Source organism: Bacteroides sp. Marseille-P8574, assembly GCF_902825465.1.
Taxonomy (GTDB): domain Bacteria; phylum Bacteroidota; class Bacteroidia; order Bacteroidales; family Bacteroidaceae; genus Bacteroides; species Bacteroides uniformis.
The window spans coordinates 1,477,265-1,497,350 of record NZ_CADEBE010000002.1 but is presented as its reverse complement, the minus strand read 5'-3'; the positions used below and the strand labels follow the sequence as shown (position 1 = coordinate 1,497,350).

The window sequence follows — 20,086 nt, the reverse complement described above, 5'->3', positions numbered from 1 at the left end:
ATCATCGTATGTCAGGTTATTCACTTAAAATCTTAATATATCATGAAAGTATATCAGACGAATGAAATTAAGAACATTGCCCTCCTTGGCAATGACGGCTCGGGTAAAACCACTCTCACAGAAGCGCTGCTCTTTGAGAGTGGTATTATAAAACGTCGCGGCAGAATTACTGCCAAGAATACAGTCAGCGATTACTTCCCGGTGGAACAGGAATACGGTTATTCTGTGTTTTCCACCGTTTTCCATGTGGAGTGGAACGGTAAGAAACTGAATATCATTGACTGTCCGGGTAGTGATGACTTTGTAGGAGCTGCCATGACGGCGCTCAACGTTACTGATACTGCCATACTGCTGCTGAACGGACAATACGGTCCTGAGGTAGGTACGCAGAACCATTTCCGCTATACCGAGAAACTGGGCAAACCGGTTATTTTCCTGGTAAACCAGCTCGATAATGAAAAGTGCGATTATGACATGGTACTTGAGCAGTTGCAAACCATATACGGTCCGAAGGTGGTGCCCGTGCAATATCCGCTGGCTACCGGACCGAATTTTAATTCGTTGATTGATGTACTTTTGATGAAAAAATATTCGTGGGGACCCGAAGGTGGCGCTCCCACTATTGAAGAGATTCCGGCCGAAGAAATGGAAAAGGCTACAGAGATGCACAAGGCTTTGGTAGAAGCTGCAGCCGAACATGACGAAGGCCTTATGGAAAAATTCTTTGAGCAGGACTCTTTGACAGAAGACGAAATGCGCGAAGGTATCCGCAAGGGACTGGCTTCACGCGGTATGTTCCCAGTATTCTGTGTCTGTGCCGGTAAGGATATGGGTGTACGCCGTCTGATGGAATTCCTGGGTAATGTGGTGCCGTTTGTGGACGAAATGCCACCGGTGCACAATACACGCGGTGAGGTGGTGAAGCCGGATTCTGACGGACCGACTTCCTTGTATTTCTTCAAGACTGCCGTTGAACCGCATATCGGTGATGTCCAGTATTTCAAGGTTATGAGTGGCAAGGTGCACGAAGGTGATGACTTCACCAATGCAGACCGTGGTTCCAAAGAACGCATTGCGCAGATTTATGCTTGTGCCGGTGCCAACCGTATCAAGGTAGAGGAAATGGTAGCCGGTGACATCGGCTGTACGGTGAAACTGAAGGACGTACATACCGGTAATACATTGAACGGTAAGGGCTCTGAAAACCGTTTCAACTTCATTAAATATCCGAACTCCAAATATTCACGTGCTATCAAGCCGCTGAACGAGTCGGATACGGAAAAGATGATGGTTGCTTTGAACCGTATGCGCGAGGAAGACCCGACGTGGGTGATAGACCAGTCTAAAGAATTGCGTCAGACTATTGTACACGGGCAAGGTGAATTCCATTTGCGTACCTTGAAGTGGCGTCTGGAAAACAACGAGAAACTACAAGTCAAGTTTGAAGAACCGAGAATACCGTATCGTGAAACGATTACGAAAGCTGCCCGTGCGGATTATCGTCATAAGAAACAGTCGGGTGGTGCAGGCCAGTTCGGTGAGGTCCACCTGATTGTTGAGCCTTACTACGAAGGTATGCCGTTGCCCGAAACCTATAAATTCAATGGTCAGGAGTTCAAGATGAACGTCAAGGGTACCGAAGAAGTTCCATTGGAATGGGGTGGCAAGCTGGTATTTGTCAATAGTATTGTGGGTGGTTCCATTGACGCACGTTTCATGCCGGCCATCTTGAAGGGTATCATGTCACGTATGGAGCAGGGACCGTTGACCGGTTCGTATGCCCGTGATGTACGTGTCATCGTATATGACGGAAAGATGCACCCGGTTGACTCCAATGAAATTTCCTTTATGCTGGCAGGACGGAACGCGTTCAGCGAAGCGTTCAAGAATGCAGGCCCGAAGATTCTGGAACCCATTTATGACGTGGAGGTATTTGTTCCGTCGGACAAGATGGGTGATGTGATGGGTGACTTGCAGGGACGCCGTGCCATGATTATGGGTATGAGCAGCGAGGCCGGTTACGAAAAATTGAGTGCCAAAGTACCTTTGAAGGAAATGTCATCCTACTCTACGGCACTTAGTTCACTGACCGGTGGACGTGCTTCGTTCATCATGAAGTTTGCCAGCTATGAACTCGTCCCGAGTGATGTGCAGGATAAACTGATTAAGGAATTTGAGGCTAAGCAAGCTGAAGAATGACTTTCAGGAGTTGGTAGTTTGGCTGTTGTAACTACCGGCTGCTAATATAACAATTGTTAAAGCCGTTGTTACTTCATGGCAAGTAATGACGGCTTTTTTCATTAACGTAGATTAAGAACATGTGGAATTGTGAATTGAATGATTAATTTTTTATTAAATTTGCAAACCAAAGACTTGTGTTTTTGTTATAATGCTCATAATACAACCTAAAAAATGGTCTTCGGTTAATTTACGAGAACGTCCGGTTAAATCAGGTTAATTGGTTAGGAGTGTTAATTAGGGAGTGTTAATTTTGTGACTATGAAAAAGTCAACTATATGGATATTAGGTGTTGTTATGGGTCTTTCCTTCCTCAGTTTGCTGTATTTGCAGATTGGCTATATTGAGGAGATGGTGAAGATGCGTAACGGACAATTTGAGGAGGCGGTGAAACGTGCGTTGATGGCTGCTTCGAAAGAGGCGGAGTCCGCGGAGGTTGTGCGTTGGCTGAATGAGGATATCTCCGAGGCGGAAAAGAAAGCATGGGAGCAATCGCAAAGCAGTAGCGGAGTGATGCGGACCCAGCGGTTTGTGATGACAGCTCCGGATGGCAGTGTCCGTTCTTCGGTGGAATTGAAGACTTTCAGCAATGAGCCTTCTGAATTGCCAAGAGCAATGATTTCACGCAAACATGGGGTAAAAACAATTCCCCAGACTTCACGCTCGCAGATAGAGATGCTTAAAAATCGCTATCTTTACCAGCGTGCATTGGTAGATGAGGTTGTGTTGCAGATGGTATATAATGCCAGTGACAAGCCGATTGAAGAGCGTGTTAATTTCAAAAGTCTGGACCAGTATCTTAAAGCTGGTCTGATAGAAAATGGTCTCGGTGATATGGACTATCATTTTAAGGTGATAGACCGGGAGGGTAGAGAAGTATACCGTTGTTCGGATTATAGCGATGTTGGGAGTGAAAGTTCTTATTCGCAGCCATTGTTTTTGAATGATCCGCCTGCCCGTATGAGTATCGTCAAGATACATTTTCCGGGAAAGAAGGATTATATCTTTGATTCGGTCAGGTTTATGATACCGTCGATGATATTTACTTTTGTACTGCTGGTGACGTTCATCTTTACGATTTACATCGTATTCCGCCAGAAAAAACTGACGGAGATGAAGAATGATTTCATCAACAATATGACGCATGAATTCAAAACACCGATTTCAACGATTTCGTTGGCGGCGCAAATGTTGAAAGATCCGGCTGTGGGCAAGTCTCCGGCCATGTTCCAGCATATATCGGGTGTTATAAACGATGAGACGAAGCGTTTGAGATTCCAGGTTGAGAAAGTGCTTCAGATGTCAATGTTTGACCGCCAGAAGGCTACATTGAAGATGAAGGAACTGGATGCTAATGAACTGATAACAGGTGTTATCAATACGTTTACGCTGAAAGTGGAGCGTTATAATGGAAAGATTGAATCGGAGCTTGAAGCTACAGATCCCGTGATCTTTGCTGATGAGATGCATATCACTAATGTGATTTTCAACCTCATGGATAATGCGGTGAAGTATAAACGTCCGGATGCGGATTTGCAATTGACGGTGAAGACCTGGAATGAGCCGGGCAAACTGATGATTTCCATCCAAGATAACGGCATCGGCATCAAAAAGGAGAATTTGAAAAAGATATTCGAGAAGTTCTATCGCGTGCATACAGGTAATCTGCACGATGTGAAAGGCTTCGGCTTGGGACTGGCTTATGTGAAGAAGATTATCATGGATCATAAGGGAACTATCCGAGCAGAAAGTGAACTGAACGTAGGAACTAAATTTATTATTGCATTACCTTTATTAAAAAATTGATTGATATGGACGAGAAACTGCGTATTTTATTGTGCGAAGATGATGAAAATCTTGGCATGCTTTTGAGAGAATATTTACAGGCAAAAGGTTACGCCGCCGAGTTATATCCCGATGGAGAGGCAGGATACAAGGCTTTCCTGAAGAATAAATATGACTTGTGTGTATTTGATGTGATGATGCCGAAGAAAGACGGATTCACACTGGCGCAGGAAGTGCGTGCGGCCAACGCCGAAATTCCAATTATCTTCTTGACGGCAAAGACGTTGAAGGAAGATATTTTGGAAGGTTTCAAGATTGGTGCCGATGACTACATCACCAAGCCCTTCAGTATGGAAGAACTGACTTTCAGAATTGAAGCTATTCTAAGACGCGTTCGCGGAAAGAAGAACAAGGAGAGCAACATCTATAAGATTGGTAAGTTTACATTCGATACGCAGAAACAGATTCTGGCGACTGCTGAGAAGCAGACCAAACTGACCACCAAGGAATCTGAACTGCTGGGTTTGCTTTGTGCACATGCCAATGAAATCTTGCAGCGTGATTTTGCATTGAAGACTATCTGGATTGATGACAACTATTTCAATGCACGTAGTATGGATGTATATATCACGAAGTTGCGTAAGCATCTGAAAGAAGATGATTCAATTGAAATCATCAATATTCACGGAAAGGGATATAAACTGATTACTCCGGAGGCTGAGTCTTGATGAGACTTGGCTTGGGAGGAAGAGAAGAAGAGAAAATAAAGAAGGCGGTCTTGCATGTATATGCAAACCGCCTTCTTTATTTCTTTCCTTTTGATATTAGTCGGCAATTCTCTTGTTGATGACAATGTAGGAAATCAATCCCACTACAACCAAAACGGCAGAACTGCCCAAGATGGCATTGTTGTTAACATTGCCGGTAAAAGAACATGCAACCAGGATTACAGCTCCTATTACGACTAATATCAATCCCAGATTTTTTAATAAACCTTTCATGTGTGTGTATTTTAATTAGATTATTATATTCTTTCGTATTCTTGTCACAAAGAAAAGCATAATTCTTTAACAAGCGAAATTATTTTTGCAAAAAATCCATATTTTAATAAAGAATGGAGAATGAGGAATGAAAAATGAAGCTTCATCCCCTTTTTTCTCCTCCCTTAATCTCTAATCCTTAAGCCCTAATCCCTATATCTTAGTCCTTGGTATTGAAGAAAATCTTTCTCAGTACCTCCTGGCTCACACTGAGCTCTTCGATGGTGATGCCTTTCAAGGCTTCTTTGAGGGTCTGGTTGGCAATGACGCGCGCACGTTCTTCCAGTTCCTTGCCGTCCTTGGTCAAATGTATCAGATTGGTGCGGCGATCTTTCTTGTCCGATATGCGCACGACGAGATGCTGACGCTCCATATTGTCTATTAAGCGCGTCATGCTGGGCTTGTCTTTGAAAGTTGCATTACACAACTCTTGTTGTGTCACCCCGTCCTTTTCCCATAAGAAGATGAGGACAGTCCACTGTTCCGGAGTAATCTCCAGACCGTTCTGACGGAAGTTACGGGACAGTTTGCGGTTAATGGCAGCCGACACTTTGCCGTTCAGTATGGCAAAGATAAGGCGGATATCAAAGTTAAATTGCTCTATCATGAAATTATTGTTTAAACAACTTTGCAAAGATAAGGCAAGCTGAAGACAATTCCTATATCCCTACACAAAAAAACATTAAATGTTTGTAGTTCAAAATAAAATGTCTACCTTTGCACCGCATTTTTAAAACGAATAATTTATTTATTTAATTAAACGAGTATGAATCAATACGAAACCGTTTTCATTTTGACTCCCGTTTTGTCTGATGTTCAGATGAAGGAAGCGGTAGAGAAATTCAAAGGCATCCTTACTGCTGAAGGTGCTGAGATTGTAAATGAAGAAAACTGGGGACTGAAGAAGCTGGCATATCCTATCCAGAAGAAGTCAACCGGTTTCTATCAGCTGATTGAGTTCAATGCAGAACCTACTGTCATTGAAAAATTGGAAGTAAACTTCCGTCGTGACGAGCGCGTTATCCGTTTCTTGACTTTCAAACAAGACAAGTACGCTGCTGAATATGCTGCGAAGAGAAGAAGTGTTAAATCAACTAAAAAGGAGGATTAATCATGGCACAACAAGTTCAATCAGAAATCAGATATTTAACTCCACCCTCAGTAGACGTTAAGAAGAAAAAATACTGCCGTTTCAAGAAGAGCGGTATTAAGTACATTGACTACAAAGATCCTGAATTCTTGAAGAAATTCTTGAATGAGCAAGGTAAAATCCTTCCGCGTCGTATTACCGGTACTTCTTTGAAGTTCCAACGTCGTGTAGCTCAAGCTGTGAAGAGAGCACGTCACTTGGCGTTGCTGCCCTATGTAACTGACATGATGAAATAATAGGAGGAGGAAAGTATGGAAATTATATTGAAAGAAGACATCGTAAACTTGGGTTATAAGAACGACATCGTAACAGTAAAGTCTGGCTACGGTCGTAACTACCTCATCCCGACCGGTAAAGCTGTTATCGCTTCACCGGCTGCAAAGAAAATGTTGGCTGAAGAGTTGAAACAACGTGCTCACAAGCTGGAGAAAATCAAAAAGGATGCTGAAGAACTGGCTGCTAAGCTGGAAGGTGTATCATTGAAGATTGCTACTAAGGTTAGCTCCACTGGTACTATTTTCGGTTCTGTTGGTAACATCCAGATTGCTGAAGAGCTGGCTAAATTGGGTCACAATATCGATCGTAAGATTATCGTTGTGAAGGATGCTGTGAAAGAAGTTGGCAACTACAAGGCTATCGTTAAGTTGCACAAGGAAGTTTCTGTAGAAGTTCCTTTTGAGGTGGTTGCTGAAGAAGCATAAATAAGTACGCTATAAATAGAAAGCCCGATTTCTTTGTATAAGAAATGGGGCTTTTTGTTTGTTTGAATCGCAAATTGGCCACTATTTGTAGAACTCGTCAATGGCAGATGCCGTTTCATCAATCTGCTTGATAAATCTGTTGTACATACGGGTTGGACTGTCATGGGTGAAATATATCTGCTGAATTAACTGGATTCCTTCCGGAAATTTAAAGAAAAAAAGTCCATTCTTCTGCTGTTGAGTAATCTGCATCATTGGTCAAGAATTTTTGTACCTCCGGTTTATTGATTAATTTATCAACCTTCTTTTGCTTTATTTCCATAAATGAATTAAAGGTTTCATAGGAGCCTTTTATTGCATTGTATGTTTTAATGATTTGAGTCGCAAGTTCCTTGTCTCTGATGGCAGACATGAGCGAGGACGTTTTAAGCATTTCCATTGCATCGTTAATGTAAATGAAGGTCTGTGTCTGAAAGGGTAAATTCCCATATTTCTCTAAAGAGTCGGGTGCTGCCTTTGCAATGTTTTCCTTGTGCTGAAGCAGATATGAAGCTCCTTGTTTTTCAAATTCTTCTCTTTCCATCATCTGTGTCATGTATCCCCGGTTGAGTAACATCTCATTTTTGACCAGTAATAGTGCATCCTTAAGTCCTTTCTGTTTTTTATGTTCTTCAATGAGGTTACTGCCGGCAAAGGTCAGTAAGATGCCTAATACAACTGCTGTGAAGTTACAGATAAAATCTCCCAATCGCCTTTTAACGGTGGGGCAGACAAAGATTTTTTTCAGCTTGTTTTTCATAAGTATGTGATTGAGATTTTATTGGTTGTATTCTTCATCAATGGCTGCAATGACTTTGTCTATTGCTTTCAAATGATTTTGGTAAATATCAGTACTTTGTATTTGGGGGATTTGCTGTATGAGAGCGACTCCTTCTGGATATTTGAAGTAGAAATTCCAATCAATATAGTTGGTGGAATTCATTCTTTTTTTGACATCGGGGACTTTCATCAACTCTTCCAGGCAACGCTGTTTTATGTTGCCGTATGAATCGAAAGCGCTTTGGCTGTTCCTGACTATAGCGTAGGCGGTCAAAATTTGCACAGTCAGTTCTTTGTTTTTGATTTTGGGAATGAGGCCGGAAGCTTTGAGCATTTCCAATGCGTCGTACATTGCATTAAAAGAAATGCTTTGGAAGGGTAATCTATCATATTTTTGTAAAGAATCCGGGTCGGCCTCCTGTATTCTACCTTTGTATTCCAATAGATATAAGGCGCCTTTTTGTTCCAGTTCTACTAATTCTTTTATATATGCTATATCTTCACGGTTCGTTTGCAATTCACTTTTTACCAATAGTATGGATTCCTTCACTTCTTTTTGGGCATTGTGTTCTGTAATCCAGTCGCTTCCTGCAAAGGTGATGATAATACCCAATATGACAGCAAGAAAGTTACGGAAGAAGTCTCCAAATTTATATTCAGTGCTTATTTGTTTTGCTTTTTCTATCAGTTTTGTTTTCATGTTTTTTTGAACGTATGTTTTATCAAAGATAAAGGAAAAATGCAAATAACAAAGAAGGGGCATATCTTATTATTAAGATATGCCCTTGCTTATTGTCAGTCAATAATTTTTAGTTTCTTGGCAATGCTTCTTTTACTACCATCTGGCGGCCTACATATTCTGCTCCATTCAGTTTGTTGATTGCTTGTTGGGCTTCAGCAGCTTCGGGCATCTCCACGAAGGCAAAACCTTTTGATCTGTTTGTATTACGGTCCATAATCAGTTTTACTGATTCTACTGTTCCATACTCTTCCATTACTTGTCTCAAATCTGATTCCCTAACGTTGTAGTTAAGGTTTCCAATGTACATATTCATAAAATACAAAAATAAAAAATTAATAATTCAATAAAGGAGTCTTAGGAAGTTGTAGTCAGAAATGAAAATTCTCAATGTGGTTAATCGAGGAGAGACATAATGAAACGCAGATCGTAATAAACCTCTTATTGTTTTGTTGATGCAAAGTAACGTTTTTTATTTGGTATATGCACTATACTTTATCATTTATCTGCCATATTATACCCTTTTTTGTGAAATAAGACCAAGACTTAACAATTGGAAGGGAAAAGAATGAGAGGATAGGGCATAAAAAAAGTCTGGTGTGCTTGTATGCACGTCAGACTTTCAATTCTCTCGAGTGTTGTACTGAAATTATTCAGCTACAACAGCTGCGCTATCTACTGCTACAGTGTCAGCTGCTGCTGCGGCTGCTGCTGCTTCAGCTGCTGCTGCTTCTACAGCTGCGATTGAGTCAGCGATACGGATAGAATCTGCAGTTGCTTGTTCAGCGTTAGCTGCTTTGTTGCCACAAGATGCGAAAGATACTGCTACGATAGCTGCAGCCATCAAAACTAATTTTTTCATTTTCTTTACTTTTAAAACGTAATACAATCAATTGCTTTATTAAAACGTTGCAAAGGTATGTACTTTTTGAATATGTTGTTCTCGAAACCCCAACTTTTTTTATATTTTTTTTGGAGCTTCGGCTGTTTTTATCCCTATCTATATGTTCTACAACATATTAATCTTCGGCAATGCTATTGTATAAGTATCTTTTGATACTTCTTTTGGGCGTTTTCTCAAATTCTGTCGGATAAAGTTGGATTTGGCTTACCTTTTCGTAGGTTGCCACGCTGTTATTCAGATTTTTGAGATTCTCATCCATGATAGTTTTGAGATTGTCCGGCTGGTTCAACCCTAAAGAATCCAGGGCTTCATAGTCGGCATACACCAATGCTACCAGTTTTTTGTTCCGTTCGATGATAAGGCTTTCCAGGACGAAAGGCATGTTATTGAGCCGCGCTTCTATTTCTTCGGGGAAGATATTCTGTCCGCTGGAACTGAGAATCATGGTCTTGCTGCGTCCGCGGATATAGAGGTTGTTGTTCTCGTCCAGTGTGCCTAGGTCGCCGGTGCGGAGCCATCCGTCTTCGGTGAAGACTTCTTTGGTGGCTTCCGGATTTTTATAATAGCCGGTCATCACGTTCTCGCCGCGTACTTGTATTTCGCCGAGTTTGTCGTCGGGGTTTTCCTTGTAGATACGGGCTTCCATGATGTCGAGTACCCGTCCGGAGGAAGTCGGGACGAATTCATTCCAGGGAGCGTAACTGATGAGAGGGGCACATTCAGTCATGCCGTAGCCGATGGTGAAGGGGAACTTGATGCGGTGGAAGAATTCTTCCACTTCCGGGTTCATGGCCGCGCCTCCTATGATGACTTCCTTGAAACGTCCGCCCAGTGCGTCAATCAGTTTCTTGCGGATTTGCCCGTATATCTGTCCGTCGAGCAAGGGAATGCTAAGCGCCCATTTCATGGTCTTTTTGTTGATGATGGGCTGTATGACATTCTTGTATATCTTTTCAATGACAAGGGGGACGGTGATAATCAGGTTGGGTTTCACTTCCTCGAAAGCTTTCATCAGAATCTTTGGGGAAGGCACTTTTCCCAACAGTGTGACGTGTGTGCCGACGGCCGTGGCGGTAAGGAAATCGAATGCGCAGCCGTATGCATGTGCCAAAGGCAGGAAAGAGAGCACTTTGTCCCCTTTCTTCAACAGCTCGGTACGTATGCCGAAGGTGACGTTGCCGGCCAGGTTGTTTCCCGTCAGCATGACGCCCTTACTGAATCCGGTGGTGCCCGAGGTATAATTCAGCAGCATGACCTTGTCGTTGGAAAGGTCCGTGTAAACGATGTCTTCCTTACGGAATCCGTTCGGGTAGGTCGCTTCCATTTCATCGCCCAGATGCTTGAGGAAACGCTGGATGGTTTCGCCGTCCCGCTGATACAGACAGCGGAAGTCGCTCAGCGAGAACACACCGCGAATTCCGGTAAGCCGTTCTTCTTCCAGATGTTCCCAAATGGCATCGCTGGTGAAGAGGAACGTCGATTCGGAGTGGTTTACGATATGATGGACATCATTGGGGTTGAAGTCTTGCAGAATGGGGACTACGATACCGCCGTAGGTGATGGTGGCCATATAGGCGATGCACCAGCGGGCATTGTTCTTGCCGATGACGGCTATCTTGTCGCCGCGGCGCAGTTGGCAGTACTTGAAAATAAGGTGCAGTCTGGCTATTTCTTGTGCCACTTCGCCATAAGTATAGCTCTCGTTTTCTCCATAGTTGGTATAGCAGGGGAGGTCCCAATTCTCGCGGAAACTATGCTCGTATAGTTTGATAAAGTTCTCTTGTATCATTGCACAAATTTTAGTTGAGTGTGCAAAAGTAGGAAAAATAGATTAATAATGTATATATTTGCAGCATAAATGTGTTTATAAGCTCATGATAGATACCAATATATTTCAAGATAAGACGGCGGTTTACTATACGTTGGGGTGCAAACTGAACTTCTCGGAGACCTCTACTATCGGTAAAATTTTGCGGGAAGCGGGCGTACGTACGGCGCGCAAGGGTGAGAAAGCGGATATTTGTGTAGTGAATACCTGCTCGGTGACGGAAGTGGCGGACAAGAAGTGCCGCCAGGCCATCCACAAACTGGTGAAGCAACATCCGGGTGCATTTGTCGTGGTGACCGGTTGCTATGCCCAGCTGAAACCGGAGACGGTGGCAAAGATAGAAGGTGTGGACGTCGTGCTGGGAGCCGAGCAGAAGAAGGACTTGCTTCACTACTTGGGCAATCTGCAGAAGCACGAGACCGGCGAGGCCTACACTTCCGCTTTGAAGGATATACGTTCGTTTGCCCCGTCTTGTTCGCGTGGCGACCGGACCCGTTTCTTCCTGAAAGTGCAGGACGGCTGCGATTATTATTGTTCCTATTGCACCATTCCCTTTGCCCGCGGACGTAGCCGTAACGGCAGCATTGCTTCTATGGTGGAGCAGGCCAGCCAGGCGGCTGCCGAAGGTGGAAAGGAAATTGTATTGACTGGCGTCAATATCGGAGACTTCGGCAAGTCTACCGGTGAGACTTTCTTCGATTTGGTGAAGGCGCTGGACGAGGTGGAAGGCATTGAGCGTTACCGCATATCCTCCATCGAGCCGAATCTGCTGACAGATGAAATCATAGAATACGTGTCCCGTTCCCGGCATTTCATGCCTCATTTCCATATACCGCTGCAGTCGGGCAGTGACGAGGTGCTGAAGCTGATGCGACGCCGTTACGATACCGCCTTGTTTGCCTCGAAGATAAAGAAGATAAAGAAAGTGATGCCCGATTCCTTTATAGGGGTAGACGTGATTGTGGGTACCCGTGGAGAGACGGAGGAGTATTTCGGGCAGGCTTATGAGTTCATCAAGAGCCTGGACGTGACGCAGCTCCATGTCTTCAGCTATTCGGAGCGTCCCGGCACGCAGGCCTTAAAGATAGACCACGTGGTGGCACCCGAAGAAAAGCACCGCAGGAGCCAGCAGTTGCTGGAGCTTTCGGACGAAAAGACCCGTGCTTTTTATGCGCGCCATATCGGGCAGACGATGCCGGTGTTGCTGGAACGTCCCAAACCCGGACTGCCGATGCACGGCTTCACTCCCAATTATATCCGTGTGGAAGTCCCTCATGATGCTGCCTTGGACAACCAGCTTGTGTCTGTGCGCCTGGGCGATTTCAATGCCGACGGCACCGCACTCTTGGGAGCAATGGAATGAGGAATGCCGCCTTTGCAACAAATAACTCATAACTTATAACTCATAACTGACGAAGTGAAATCAAAAATTGTCTATTGGCTGACTTATGCGGGCATGTGGCTTGTGGCACTTCTGCCTTTCCGGGTGCTTTATGCGTTGTCTGACGGGCTGTACTTCCTGATGCGCCACGTCGTGCATTATCGGAAGAAAGTCGTTCGCCGCAACCTTCGCAATTCCTTTCCGGAGAAGTCGGAAACCGAATTGATGGAGATAGAGCGCAAATTCTATCATTATATCTGCGATTATATGCTGGAAGAGGTGAAGATGCTGCGCATGTCTTTCGAGGAGCTCTGCCGCCGGATGAAGTATGATAATAAGGAAGAATACCTTGCCATGATAGAGAAGCATGGAGGCATTGTACTGCTGATTCCCCATTATGCCAATTTTGAGTGGATTATAGGCATGGGGGCCATCATGCATCCGGGCGACATCCCGGTGCAGGTGTACAAACCGCTAAGCAATAAGTATCTGGACGAGATGTTCAAGCATATCCGCGCCCGGTTCGGAGGATATAATGTGGCGAAACATTCCACGGCACGCGAAGTGATAAAGCTTCGCCGTGAAGGCAGGCGGATAGCCATCGGCCTGATTACAGACCAGTCGCCCAACCGCAGCGAGGCCCATTATTGGACTACTTTCTTGAATCAGGACACCGTGTTCATGGATGGCGCCGAGCGCATTGCCAAGCTGATGGACTTCCCCGTCTTTTATTGTGAATTGGAACGGACATCCAGAGGATATTGCAAAGTGCTTTTCGACTTGGTTACCGAAACTCCCAAGCAGACGGCGGATGGCGAGATAACCGAGTGCTTCGCCCGTCGTCTGGAGCAGACCATCCGGCGTGAACCGGCTTATTGGTTCTGGTCTCATAAACGTTGGAAAAAGAAACGAAAAGAATCTGTGCAACATGGATAAGATTGCTGTTGTCATATTGAATTGGAACGGATGTGATATGCTCCGTTCCTTCCTTCCCTCTGTTGTGCATTTTTCGGAGGCGGATGGTGCTGTGGTGTATGTGGCAGACAATGGCTCTACGGATGCCTCCGTGGCAATGCTCCGTCGTGAGTTTCCTTCTGTGCACTTGATTCTGCTGGAAGAGAACCACGGTTTTGCCGACGGATACAATCTGGCATTGAAGCAGGTGGAGGCAGAATATGTAGTGCTGCTCAACTCCGATGTAGAGGTCACCGAGCACTGGCTTGTCCCGTTGGCAGAGTATATGGATGCCTATCCGGAGACGGCCGCTTGCCAGCCGAAGATACGCAGTTGGCGTAACAAGGGGCAGTTTGAATATGCCGGAGCTGCGGGAGGTTTCATCGACCGCTATGGCTATCCCTTCTGCCGCGGCCGTATTATGGGCGTGGTAGAAGAGGACAAGGGGCAATACGACACGGTGATACCCATTTTCTGGGCTACGGGGGCGGCTCTGTTCATCCGTCTGGCGGATTACCGGGAAGCGGGTGGGCTGGACGGACGTTTTTTTGCCCACATGGAGGAGATAGATTTATGTTGGCGGCTTCGTGCCCGTGGCAGACAGTTGGCATGTATACCGCAGAGTGTGGTATTTCATGTGGGAGGGGCCACTTTGAAGAAGGAGAATCCGCGCAAGACCTTCCTCAATTTTCGTAATAACCTTGTCATGCTTTATAAGAATCTGCCGCAGGAGGACTTGGCGTCCGTGATGCGTGTACGTGTGGTGCTCGATTATGTGGCTGCGTTCAGTTTCATGCTGAAAGGCCAGTTTCCCAATGCTTTGGCCGTATTCCGTGCGCGCCGTGCCTACCACTCCTTCCGCGCTTCATTGGCAGCGTCCCGCAAAGAGAATCTGAAAAAAACTACGCTTGCCGTAATACCGGAACGGACAAAAAGCAGTATATTGGCGCAGTTTTATCTGCATGGAAAGAAATTCTTTTCCCAATTGTAGGAACTGTTGCCTTTTATAATTGTTCAATCTATTAAAGGTTTTGAATTATGGAAAAACTAATTAGAAAAATCGGATTAGTGGCACACGACGCCATGAAGAAAGACCTCATCGAGTGGGTACTGTGGAACTCGGAATTGCTGATGGGGCATAAATTCTATTGTACGGGCACCACGGGTACCCTTATCCTCGAAGCCCTCCGGGAGAAACATCCTGATGTGGAGTGGGATTTCACTATCCTTAAATCCGGTCCTTTGGGCGGTGACCAGCAGATGGGCTCGCGCATTGTGGACGGAGAGATTGACTATCTTTTCTTTTTCACCGACCCCATGACCCTTCAGCCGCACGATACGGATGTGAAGGCGTTGACTCGCCTTGCCGGTGTGGAGAACATCGTGTTCTGCTGCAACCGCAGTACGGCAGACCATATCATTTCCAGCCCGTTGTTTGTCGACCCGACGTATGAACGCACTGTTCCCGATTACAGCAACTACACCAAGCGGTTTGCAAATAAGCCGGTGGTGGCCGAAGCGGTGGAATCGGCAAAGAAGCGGAAACGGAAAAAATAGGCATTCATTGTGCTTCATAACCTTCACCTTTACAAGGAAGTAATTGATTGACAGAGCTTTCTGGTGAAAGATGTTTGAACGAAAAACAGATAAGGTGAATGATGCTGAAGCTGATAAATTTAAACCGATTATAAAAGTTGCACATACCCGACACAAGGGATGTGCAACTTTCTTATAGACTTTAGTTTTTGTGTTAGAATTGATAGCCTACGCTGAGCTGATAACCATAGTTGTGTAGGTTGCATTGTTTCTGTACTTTCTTTATGGATTCGTAGTATTGGAGTGAAACGGTGTATCTGCCTGCTATTACTGCTTTCATGCCTCCCACCGCACCATAATTCCAACGGTGGAAAGCGTCTATGGTAGCTTCATATTCATACGGGATGTCTGCTTCTGTCGGCACGATGTATGAATACCCGTCCATAGGCTTCCAATGATTGGTTTCTCCTGTATAATAAGGGTTCTTTACGTCGCATTTACCTGCATTGAAGTTGATGGAGCCGTAGACACCGATGTAGGGTATTAGGCTGAGGTTTTTGTTGATACGGATGTTGTAGCCTATTTTTATGGGGATGTTCAAGTGGTTCATCTTTATTTCCGTATCGGGGAAGTAAGGCACGCTGGCATTGAACAGCTTCATACTGCTTCGGGTTTGCATCCAGGTAAGTCCCGACATCAACATCCAATGGTGCTTGAACTCATAGTCCACGGTTCCGCCCAGTTGGAAACCGCCTCCCATGCTTCCCACTTGTTCGGCTTTCGATTTATCGTTTTTGTAGTGCGACCAGTTGCCGCCGGCTTCAACGCCGAATTTGACTTGTTGGGCAGAGGCTTGCATACAGCAGAAGACTCCTCCTAAGATAAAAGTTATGATTGCTTTCATTGATTATGTAAATCGGTAATTATAGTTGGTTTATAGCACTTACTATCTGTCATTCTGTATAAAGAAAAATGGCAGATAGTGTAAGATAAAATTAAGTATCGATGTCTTTTTTGACTTAGTTTGTTTTTACAATATAAAAGTCTCCCCCATAAGATTCACTATTGTTAAGTTTGGGAAGTTTGAATTTTCCCAGCTTATTTTCATAGAGTGCATACACGTTGTTATATTCTACAGAATCTTTGACATTACTAACAGAGTTGTCAGTCCAAACTCGTAACGTTCCAGAAAGATATTTTCCTCCGGGCTGTAAGCTGCCAACAGTTACATGCTTGTCGCCATCATTATGGTAAGCAAAGTATTGTATGTTATTGGTGTAAAGTTCTTGTCCATAAGGACCTATATATCTATATGCCATAGGACTTGCAGCGACTTGATAATAGATATCTCTATTGTCGTCTCTTTTCCATCTGTACCACATTTTCTTTTGACAGCCTACATGTACATTGATGTATGCTCTGCTGTCAATTTCTATATTTCCGGTTGTTTTCTTTTTACCTACTGTTTCTTTGAAATCAAATCTGTTGGTTGCACCGGCTCTCGTATCAGCAGCAAATACTGCTTTCTCAGAACTACTCATGTCATTGTTTAGTGAAATTTCTTTGACTTCATTGCCTATTACTACTTTTTTGTTTTCATTGATAAGGTAGGTAGAGAGGTTGTCGCCATCGGGAACGTACAGTGTCAAGTCTTCTACATCATATTTGTTCGTAATCAGTTTTTCACTGTACTTTTCTACGTATTGGGCATATCTCTTTCTGAAGTCGGCTTCGCTGGTTGCTACCGCGCCTATTTCATCTAATTCCATGTCTGCTTCGTTGGCAAGTTTCTGCAGAGAGATAAAGTTGTCTACGTATTCCAATCTTTCTTTAGCAGTCATGTGGCTGATTTCTGTTATAGTCGATTGGTAATCGGACTCGGAAATGAATCGTAGTGCAAGTTCTCCTTCTACAGAACTTCTGGTTGTAGTTCCATTGATTGGAATAATTTCCCCTTGGTTGGTGATTTGCACAATTTGAAGGTTTTTAGATTGGGGTACAGAAGGCTCGATTTGTGTGTTGATTTCTTCCTCTTGGCATGAAATATTAGCCAATAGGATGGTTGCAAGAAATAAAATTTTCTTCATGATTAATTGTTTAAAATGTAAATAATATGTTGGTTAATCCTCTTCCTCTAATGTGATTTCTCCCGTGATGTCTACAGCAGGGGAGGTTATTTCTATTGTATAAGGATAATCTTCAGGCGTATAGATATACAATGCTTTACTTTCGTAAATGGAGGTTTGTTGTTCGTTGATTACGATGTTCCCATTTTTATCTGCTACGGTGATGTCGGATTCATGCAATGGAAACTGAAATAGTATTTGCGGACAGTTATCGTTATTGCTTACATCTATAGTATAGTCTATAGGGATGCGTGGAAGCACATTTTTGCGTGTTTCATGTTTCCTCAAAAGGACTGGACGTTTTCTTGGCTTATTAACTGCTCCACTTATCGGTACAATAAAGAGTACCACTAAAAGAATCATAAATAACTTTGCTTTCATTATTCGTTGTTTTATCGATTTATGGCGGCAAAGTTAGAGGGAAAAACTAAAATGGAAGCATGAAATCAATCACACTTGTTTTTTTTGTAAGGTGTTGATTTGCAGATGTATTGTGTTTAGAATAATCACACTTACTTATTCTTTGGCTACATCCGTTCCTTTTTCATGCGGTATTTTCGTTGGGCAAGGGCATGTGTGTCGATATTGCCAAAACAAAGGGATATTGTTTGAGAAGAGAACCCAATTTCATCTAAGCAGAGAAATAATAAGTCTTCATCTGTCAATTTGGGATATTGGACTTTTATGCCAGCTATGTAATCAGTATAAATATCCAATACGGTTTCCTTTAGTTTTTTCAGTTCTGCATCTGTCAGTACACTTCGTTCTTTTTTACTTGACACGTTTTGTTTGGAGAGTTTTATTATCTTCTTGTATATGTCGCTTTGTTTGAACAGCCAGTTGCGCAAAGCCAGTTTTTCTTCTTTCAGTTTCTTTATTTGGTTTTCCCGCTCTTGTATCTCTTGATTGTTTTTTTCTTTTTCTTGTATTAATGTAGAATGCTCCCTCTGCAATAGAACTACAATGCGGTGACTCTCTTCGATGGTGGTTTCCAAAGAAGTGAGCTTTTCTTGGGCTTGTTTCAGGTTTTGCTCATTGATGAGTTGCAGCCTTTTTCTTTTGTTTATGCGATGTTGATAGAAGAGGGCAATGAGGAAGCAGCAGAATGTGAAACATGCGATCGCTGTCCTTAGTTTTTTTTGTCCTTTAAACTGTTCTTCCTTTACTTTTGTTTGAGAGTCATATTTATGGATAAGTTGCTGTATCTTATTGGATTGCTCGGTGAAATATATTGAGTCAATGATGTCTACAAACTGATATAGTAATTCTGTGGTTGCTTGATAATCCCCTTGCTCTTCTTTTATATAAGATAAGTTTAATAGAGCATTTGCCCGTCCTTTTATATTTGTGCTATCTTCTATTTTTTTGTTTATATAATATATGGCAGAATCTCTTTCTTCTTTATCCAAGAATATATTGCCAATATTGGCGTGATAATCACTTCTATTTTTGTTTCCGGGAAGCCATTGTAAGGACATTCGCGCATAATATAAGGCTGTATCATTCGCTTCTTTACTGGAATATTCTACACTGAGATTAAGGGCTGTTGTTGCAATCATGGCAGAATCTTTCGATATTTGGGCGTATTCCAAAGCCTTGCATTGAAGTATAAGTGCAGAGTCTTCTTTTTCTGTTACAGCATAAAAAGAGGCAAGGCTGTTCAATGCTATCGACTTGTCTTTATCCGTGGTGCAACATTTGTAAAGTTCTTGATACGCCTTTCCTGCTTTCTCGTACAGCCGTGCATCAAAGTATTCGTTTCCCAATGAGCTGAATAGATATTTTCTGGTTTCAATATCTTGGGGGAATTTCTTTATGATTTCCAGTCCTTCTAGCAAGAAGCCGATGGCCCGTTCGCTTTGTTCCATTTCCACTTCCAGTCTTCCTTTATAGAGAAGTGCCACGGCTCGTTCGCGCTCGTCATCGTCATAATAATCCAGTGCCACGTCCAGTAGCGAGTCGCAGGGTAGCAGAGGTTTTTCGCATTTGTCTGTGGCTTGTGCCAGCAGCAGGGCGTATCGGGCAGACTCCCGACGTGTAAGTTTGGTGGTTGCAGGCAGTGCCTCCAGCAGTCGCAGAGCACTGTCCGGATTTGCTGTCAGCAATGAGTCGGCGTTGTTCAATAAAGCTTCTGCCCGTCCGTCCGGTGGCAAGCGGCCGGTAGCAGGAAGAGAGCGACGATGGGGAGTAATGCCAGTCGTTGTATAGCGTTTCTCATTGACTTTTTGTTGATGATGGGGCAAAGGTACGGAATATTGGTATCAATGGTGGTATTCTACGGCAGAAAAGTTGCTGCATGCTCACTGCAGAACTTCTGTATACATTTTGCAGTGCTACTGCATATCTGTTGCAGCGTCACTGTAAAGCTGTTGCAGTACTACTGCAAATATATGTGCAGTGTTACTGCAAACCGTTTGCAGTGCCACTGCAAAAAGCATGCAGTGTCTTTGCAGTGGGAAGTGTCTGTGTATCAATAGTGAATGGGGTGATTCGGCAATCTGTCATTCTCCGCGGCGTTGGCATATTTCCACTCCTGCAGCCTCTATATCCGCGCCCATCGGTGGATTGCGCTTTGCCAGCTTGAGCGTTATCTCTTCTATCTGTGGGAAGTCGCGGAACAATCGGTTTATAATTCGCCCGCATACATGTTCCAATAGTTTGGAAGGAATGTCCATCTCTGCCTTCACAGCTGTATGTACATCGGCATAGCTCACGGTGTCGGCTACGTCGTCCGTTTCTGCCGCACGCCGGATATCAACTTGCAGGCGCAGGCTGACGGTAAACTCATTGCCTACCACGGTTTCTTGTTCGTCCACGCCGTGATGGGCGAAGAAGCGAAGGGTGTCAAGGAAAATATAACTGGTCATTACTTGTAGATTGTTTTC

Annotated in this window: 22 protein-coding genes; 10 read left to right on the top strand and 12 right to left on the bottom strand. The window is 43.8% G+C overall.

From position 1 onward, the window contains the following. The first annotated feature begins 42 nt into the window (after positions 1-42). The 3 genes from HUX74_RS18980 (at position 43) to HUX74_RS18970 (ending at position 4,751) form a co-directional block, all read left to right on the top strand. Positions 43-2,199, top strand: a complete 2,157-nt coding sequence (locus HUX74_RS18980) for a translation factor GTPase family protein (protein ID WP_117966737.1) — start codon at positions 43-45, stop codon at positions 2,197-2,199. A gap of 300 nt (positions 2,200-2,499) precedes the next feature. Beyond that, complete coding sequence (locus HUX74_RS18975; RefSeq protein ID WP_117599979.1) at positions 2,500-4,044, top strand: sensor histidine kinase KdpD; 1,545 nt, start codon at positions 2,500-2,502, stop codon at positions 4,042-4,044. Positions 4,045-4,049: 5 nt separating this feature from the next. Then, positions 4,050-4,751 (top strand): response regulator transcription factor, encoded by a 702-nt coding sequence (locus HUX74_RS18970; protein WP_005830176.1) that lies wholly within the window; start codon positions 4,050-4,052, stop codon positions 4,749-4,751. Between the two features lie 96 nt (positions 4,752-4,847). On the opposite strand, the gene HUX74_RS18965 is transcribed toward HUX74_RS18970, so the two are convergent. Further along, positions 4,848-5,024 (bottom strand): hypothetical protein, encoded by a 177-nt coding sequence (locus HUX74_RS18965; RefSeq protein WP_165491355.1) that lies wholly within the window; start codon positions 5,022-5,024, stop codon positions 4,848-4,850. Between the two features lie 199 nt (positions 5,025-5,223). Then, positions 5,224-5,670 (bottom strand): MarR family winged helix-turn-helix transcriptional regulator, encoded by a 447-nt coding sequence (locus HUX74_RS18960; protein ID WP_005830183.1) that lies wholly within the window; start codon positions 5,668-5,670, stop codon positions 5,224-5,226. Positions 5,671-5,829: 159 nt separating this feature from the next. On the opposite strand from HUX74_RS18960, the gene rpsF reads away from it, so the two are divergent. Genes rpsF through rplI form a run of 3 tightly spaced genes read left to right on the top strand, consistent with a single transcriptional unit; the run spans position 5,830 to position 6,914 of the window. Further along, complete coding sequence (gene rpsF / locus HUX74_RS18955; protein WP_025832522.1) at positions 5,830-6,174, top strand: 30S ribosomal protein S6; 345 nt, start codon at positions 5,830-5,832, stop codon at positions 6,172-6,174. Between the two features lie 2 nt (positions 6,175-6,176). Continuing rightward, the gene (gene rpsR / locus HUX74_RS18950) at positions 6,177-6,449 is read left to right on the top strand and encodes a 30S ribosomal protein S18 (protein WP_004288442.1); all 273 of its coding nucleotides are present in this window, start codon (positions 6,177-6,179) and stop codon (positions 6,447-6,449) included. Between the two features lie 15 nt (positions 6,450-6,464). Then, positions 6,465-6,914: a 50S ribosomal protein L9 gene (gene rplI / locus HUX74_RS18945; protein WP_025832525.1), complete on the top strand. Its 450-nt coding sequence runs from the start codon at positions 6,465-6,467 to the stop codon at positions 6,912-6,914. A gap of 208 nt (positions 6,915-7,122) precedes the next feature. Here rplI and HUX74_RS18940 read toward each other — a convergent pair whose 3' ends face one another. The 5 genes from HUX74_RS18940 to HUX74_RS18920 form a co-directional block, all read right to left on the bottom strand. Continuing rightward, positions 7,123-7,713 (bottom strand): hypothetical protein, encoded by a 591-nt coding sequence (locus HUX74_RS18940; protein ID WP_254592893.1) that lies wholly within the window; start codon positions 7,711-7,713, stop codon positions 7,123-7,125. An 18-nt stretch (positions 7,714-7,731) separates the two neighbouring features. Beyond that, positions 7,732-8,433, bottom strand: a complete 702-nt coding sequence (locus HUX74_RS18935) for a hypothetical protein (RefSeq protein WP_117599981.1) — start codon at positions 8,431-8,433, stop codon at positions 7,732-7,734. A 109-nt stretch (positions 8,434-8,542) separates the two neighbouring features. Further along, the gene (locus HUX74_RS18930) at positions 8,543-8,788 is read right to left on the bottom strand and encodes an RNA-binding protein (RefSeq protein ID WP_117966746.1); all 246 of its coding nucleotides are present in this window, start codon (positions 8,786-8,788) and stop codon (positions 8,543-8,545) included. A 333-nt stretch (positions 8,789-9,121) separates the two neighbouring features. Continuing rightward, positions 9,122-9,334, bottom strand: a complete 213-nt coding sequence (locus tag HUX74_RS18925; RefSeq protein WP_005833237.1) for a hypothetical protein — start codon at positions 9,332-9,334, stop codon at positions 9,122-9,124. 157 nt (positions 9,335-9,491) lie between these two features. Beyond that, on the bottom strand, positions 9,492-11,165 hold the full coding sequence (locus HUX74_RS18920) for a long-chain fatty acid--CoA ligase (protein ID WP_174647231.1): 1,674 nt from the start codon (positions 11,163-11,165) through the stop codon (positions 9,492-9,494). Positions 11,166-11,250: 85 nt separating this feature from the next. Here HUX74_RS18920 and mtaB point away from each other — a divergent pair, with 85 nt between their 5' ends. From mtaB to HUX74_RS18900, 4 genes are read left to right on the top strand one after another with little or no spacing between them, the layout of a single operon-like run. Next, entirely contained in the window at positions 11,251-12,567 is a 1,317-nt protein-coding gene (mtaB, locus tag HUX74_RS18915; protein WP_174647230.1) for a tRNA (N(6)-L-threonylcarbamoyladenosine(37)-C(2))-methylthiotransferase MtaB, read from the top strand. Between the two features lie 54 nt (positions 12,568-12,621). Beyond that, positions 12,622-13,521 carry a lysophospholipid acyltransferase family protein gene (locus tag HUX74_RS18910; protein ID WP_131225409.1) on the top strand — a complete coding sequence of 300 codons (900 nt, stop codon included), beginning with the start codon at positions 12,622-12,624 and terminating at the stop codon, positions 13,519-13,521. After that, positions 13,514-14,530, top strand: a complete 1,017-nt coding sequence (locus HUX74_RS18905; RefSeq protein WP_174647229.1) for a glycosyltransferase family 2 protein — start codon at positions 13,514-13,516, stop codon at positions 14,528-14,530. The genes HUX74_RS18910 and HUX74_RS18905 overlap by 8 nt, the downstream gene beginning before the upstream one ends. Before the next feature lie 47 nt (positions 14,531-14,577). After that, positions 14,578-15,096 carry a methylglyoxal synthase gene (locus HUX74_RS18900; RefSeq protein WP_117599984.1) on the top strand — a complete coding sequence of 173 codons (519 nt, stop codon included), beginning with the start codon at positions 14,578-14,580 and terminating at the stop codon, positions 15,094-15,096. Positions 15,097-15,289: 193 nt separating this feature from the next. Here the strand turns inward: HUX74_RS18900 and HUX74_RS18895 are convergent, their stop codons facing one another. The 5 genes from HUX74_RS18895 to folB form a co-directional block, all read right to left on the bottom strand. After that, positions 15,290-15,979 carry a porin family protein gene (locus HUX74_RS18895; RefSeq protein WP_117599985.1) on the bottom strand — a complete coding sequence of 230 codons (690 nt, stop codon included), beginning with the start codon at positions 15,977-15,979 and terminating at the stop codon, positions 15,290-15,292. 115 nt (positions 15,980-16,094) lie between these two features. Continuing rightward, positions 16,095-17,162: a DUF4848 domain-containing protein gene (locus tag HUX74_RS18890; protein WP_117599986.1), complete on the bottom strand. Its 1,068-nt coding sequence runs from the start codon at positions 17,160-17,162 to the stop codon at positions 16,095-16,097. 33 nt (positions 17,163-17,195) lie between these two features. Then, entirely contained in the window at positions 17,196-17,582 is a 387-nt protein-coding gene (locus tag HUX74_RS18885) for a DUF3244 domain-containing protein (RefSeq protein ID WP_117599987.1), read from the bottom strand. A gap of 146 nt (positions 17,583-17,728) precedes the next feature. Next, entirely contained in the window at positions 17,729-19,444 is a 1,716-nt protein-coding gene (locus tag HUX74_RS18880) for a hypothetical protein (RefSeq protein ID WP_254592892.1), read from the bottom strand. 258 nt (positions 19,445-19,702) lie between these two features. Then, positions 19,703-20,068: a dihydroneopterin aldolase gene (gene folB / locus HUX74_RS18875; RefSeq protein WP_174647228.1), complete on the bottom strand. Its 366-nt coding sequence runs from the start codon at positions 20,066-20,068 to the stop codon at positions 19,703-19,705. Positions 20,069-20,086 lie beyond the last annotated feature (18 nt).

What these genes read in the sequence shown, in the direction of transcription:
- HUX74_RS18975 (WP_117599979.1), top strand. Translation starts at nt 2,500, where the DNA reads ATGAAAAAGTCAACTATATGGATATTAGGTGTTGTTATGGGTCTTTCC.
- HUX74_RS18895 (WP_117599985.1), bottom strand. Translation starts at nt 15,979, where the DNA reads ATGAAAGCAATCATAACTTTTATCTTAGGAGGAGTCTTCTGCTGTATG.
- HUX74_RS18885 (WP_117599987.1), bottom strand. Translation starts at nt 17,582, where the DNA reads ATGAAAGCAAAGTTATTTATGATTCTTTTAGTGGTACTCTTTATTGTA.
- HUX74_RS18970 (WP_005830176.1), top strand. Translation starts at nt 4,050, where the DNA reads ATGGACGAGAAACTGCGTATTTTATTGTGCGAAGATGATGAAAATCTT.
- folB (WP_174647228.1), bottom strand. Translation starts at nt 20,068, where the DNA reads ATGACCAGTTATATTTTCCTTGACACCCTTCGCTTCTTCGCCCATCAC.
- HUX74_RS18935 (WP_117599981.1), bottom strand. Translation starts at nt 8,433, where the DNA reads ATGAAAACAAAACTGATAGAAAAAGCAAAACAAATAAGCACTGAATAT.
- HUX74_RS18925 (WP_005833237.1), bottom strand. Translation starts at nt 9,334, where the DNA reads ATGAAAAAATTAGTTTTGATGGCTGCAGCTATCGTAGCAGTATCTTTC.
- HUX74_RS18930 (WP_117966746.1), bottom strand. Translation starts at nt 8,788, where the DNA reads ATGAATATGTACATTGGAAACCTTAACTACAACGTTAGGGAATCAGAT.
- rpsF (WP_025832522.1), top strand. Translation starts at nt 5,830, where the DNA reads ATGAATCAATACGAAACCGTTTTCATTTTGACTCCCGTTTTGTCTGAT.
- HUX74_RS18890 (WP_117599986.1), bottom strand. Translation starts at nt 17,162, where the DNA reads ATGAAGAAAATTTTATTTCTTGCAACCATCCTATTGGCTAATATTTCA.
- rplI (WP_025832525.1), top strand. Translation starts at nt 6,465, where the DNA reads ATGGAAATTATATTGAAAGAAGACATCGTAAACTTGGGTTATAAGAAC.
- HUX74_RS18900 (WP_117599984.1), top strand. Translation starts at nt 14,578, where the DNA reads ATGGAAAAACTAATTAGAAAAATCGGATTAGTGGCACACGACGCCATG.
- HUX74_RS18940 (WP_254592893.1), bottom strand. Translation starts at nt 7,713, where the DNA reads ATGAAAAACAAGCTGAAAAAAATCTTTGTCTGCCCCACCGTTAAAAGG.
- HUX74_RS18980 (WP_117966737.1), top strand. Translation starts at nt 43, where the DNA reads ATGAAAGTATATCAGACGAATGAAATTAAGAACATTGCCCTCCTTGGC.
- HUX74_RS18920 (WP_174647231.1), bottom strand. Translation starts at nt 11,165, where the DNA reads ATGATACAAGAGAACTTTATCAAACTATACGAGCATAGTTTCCGCGAG.
- HUX74_RS18960 (WP_005830183.1), bottom strand. Translation starts at nt 5,670, where the DNA reads ATGATAGAGCAATTTAACTTTGATATCCGCCTTATCTTTGCCATACTG.
- rpsR (WP_004288442.1), top strand. Translation starts at nt 6,177, where the DNA reads ATGGCACAACAAGTTCAATCAGAAATCAGATATTTAACTCCACCCTCA.
- HUX74_RS18965 (WP_165491355.1), bottom strand. Translation starts at nt 5,024, where the DNA reads ATGAAAGGTTTATTAAAAAATCTGGGATTGATATTAGTCGTAATAGGA.
- mtaB (WP_174647230.1), top strand. Translation starts at nt 11,251, where the DNA reads ATGATAGATACCAATATATTTCAAGATAAGACGGCGGTTTACTATACG.
- HUX74_RS18905 (WP_174647229.1), top strand. Translation starts at nt 13,514, where the DNA reads ATGGATAAGATTGCTGTTGTCATATTGAATTGGAACGGATGTGATATG.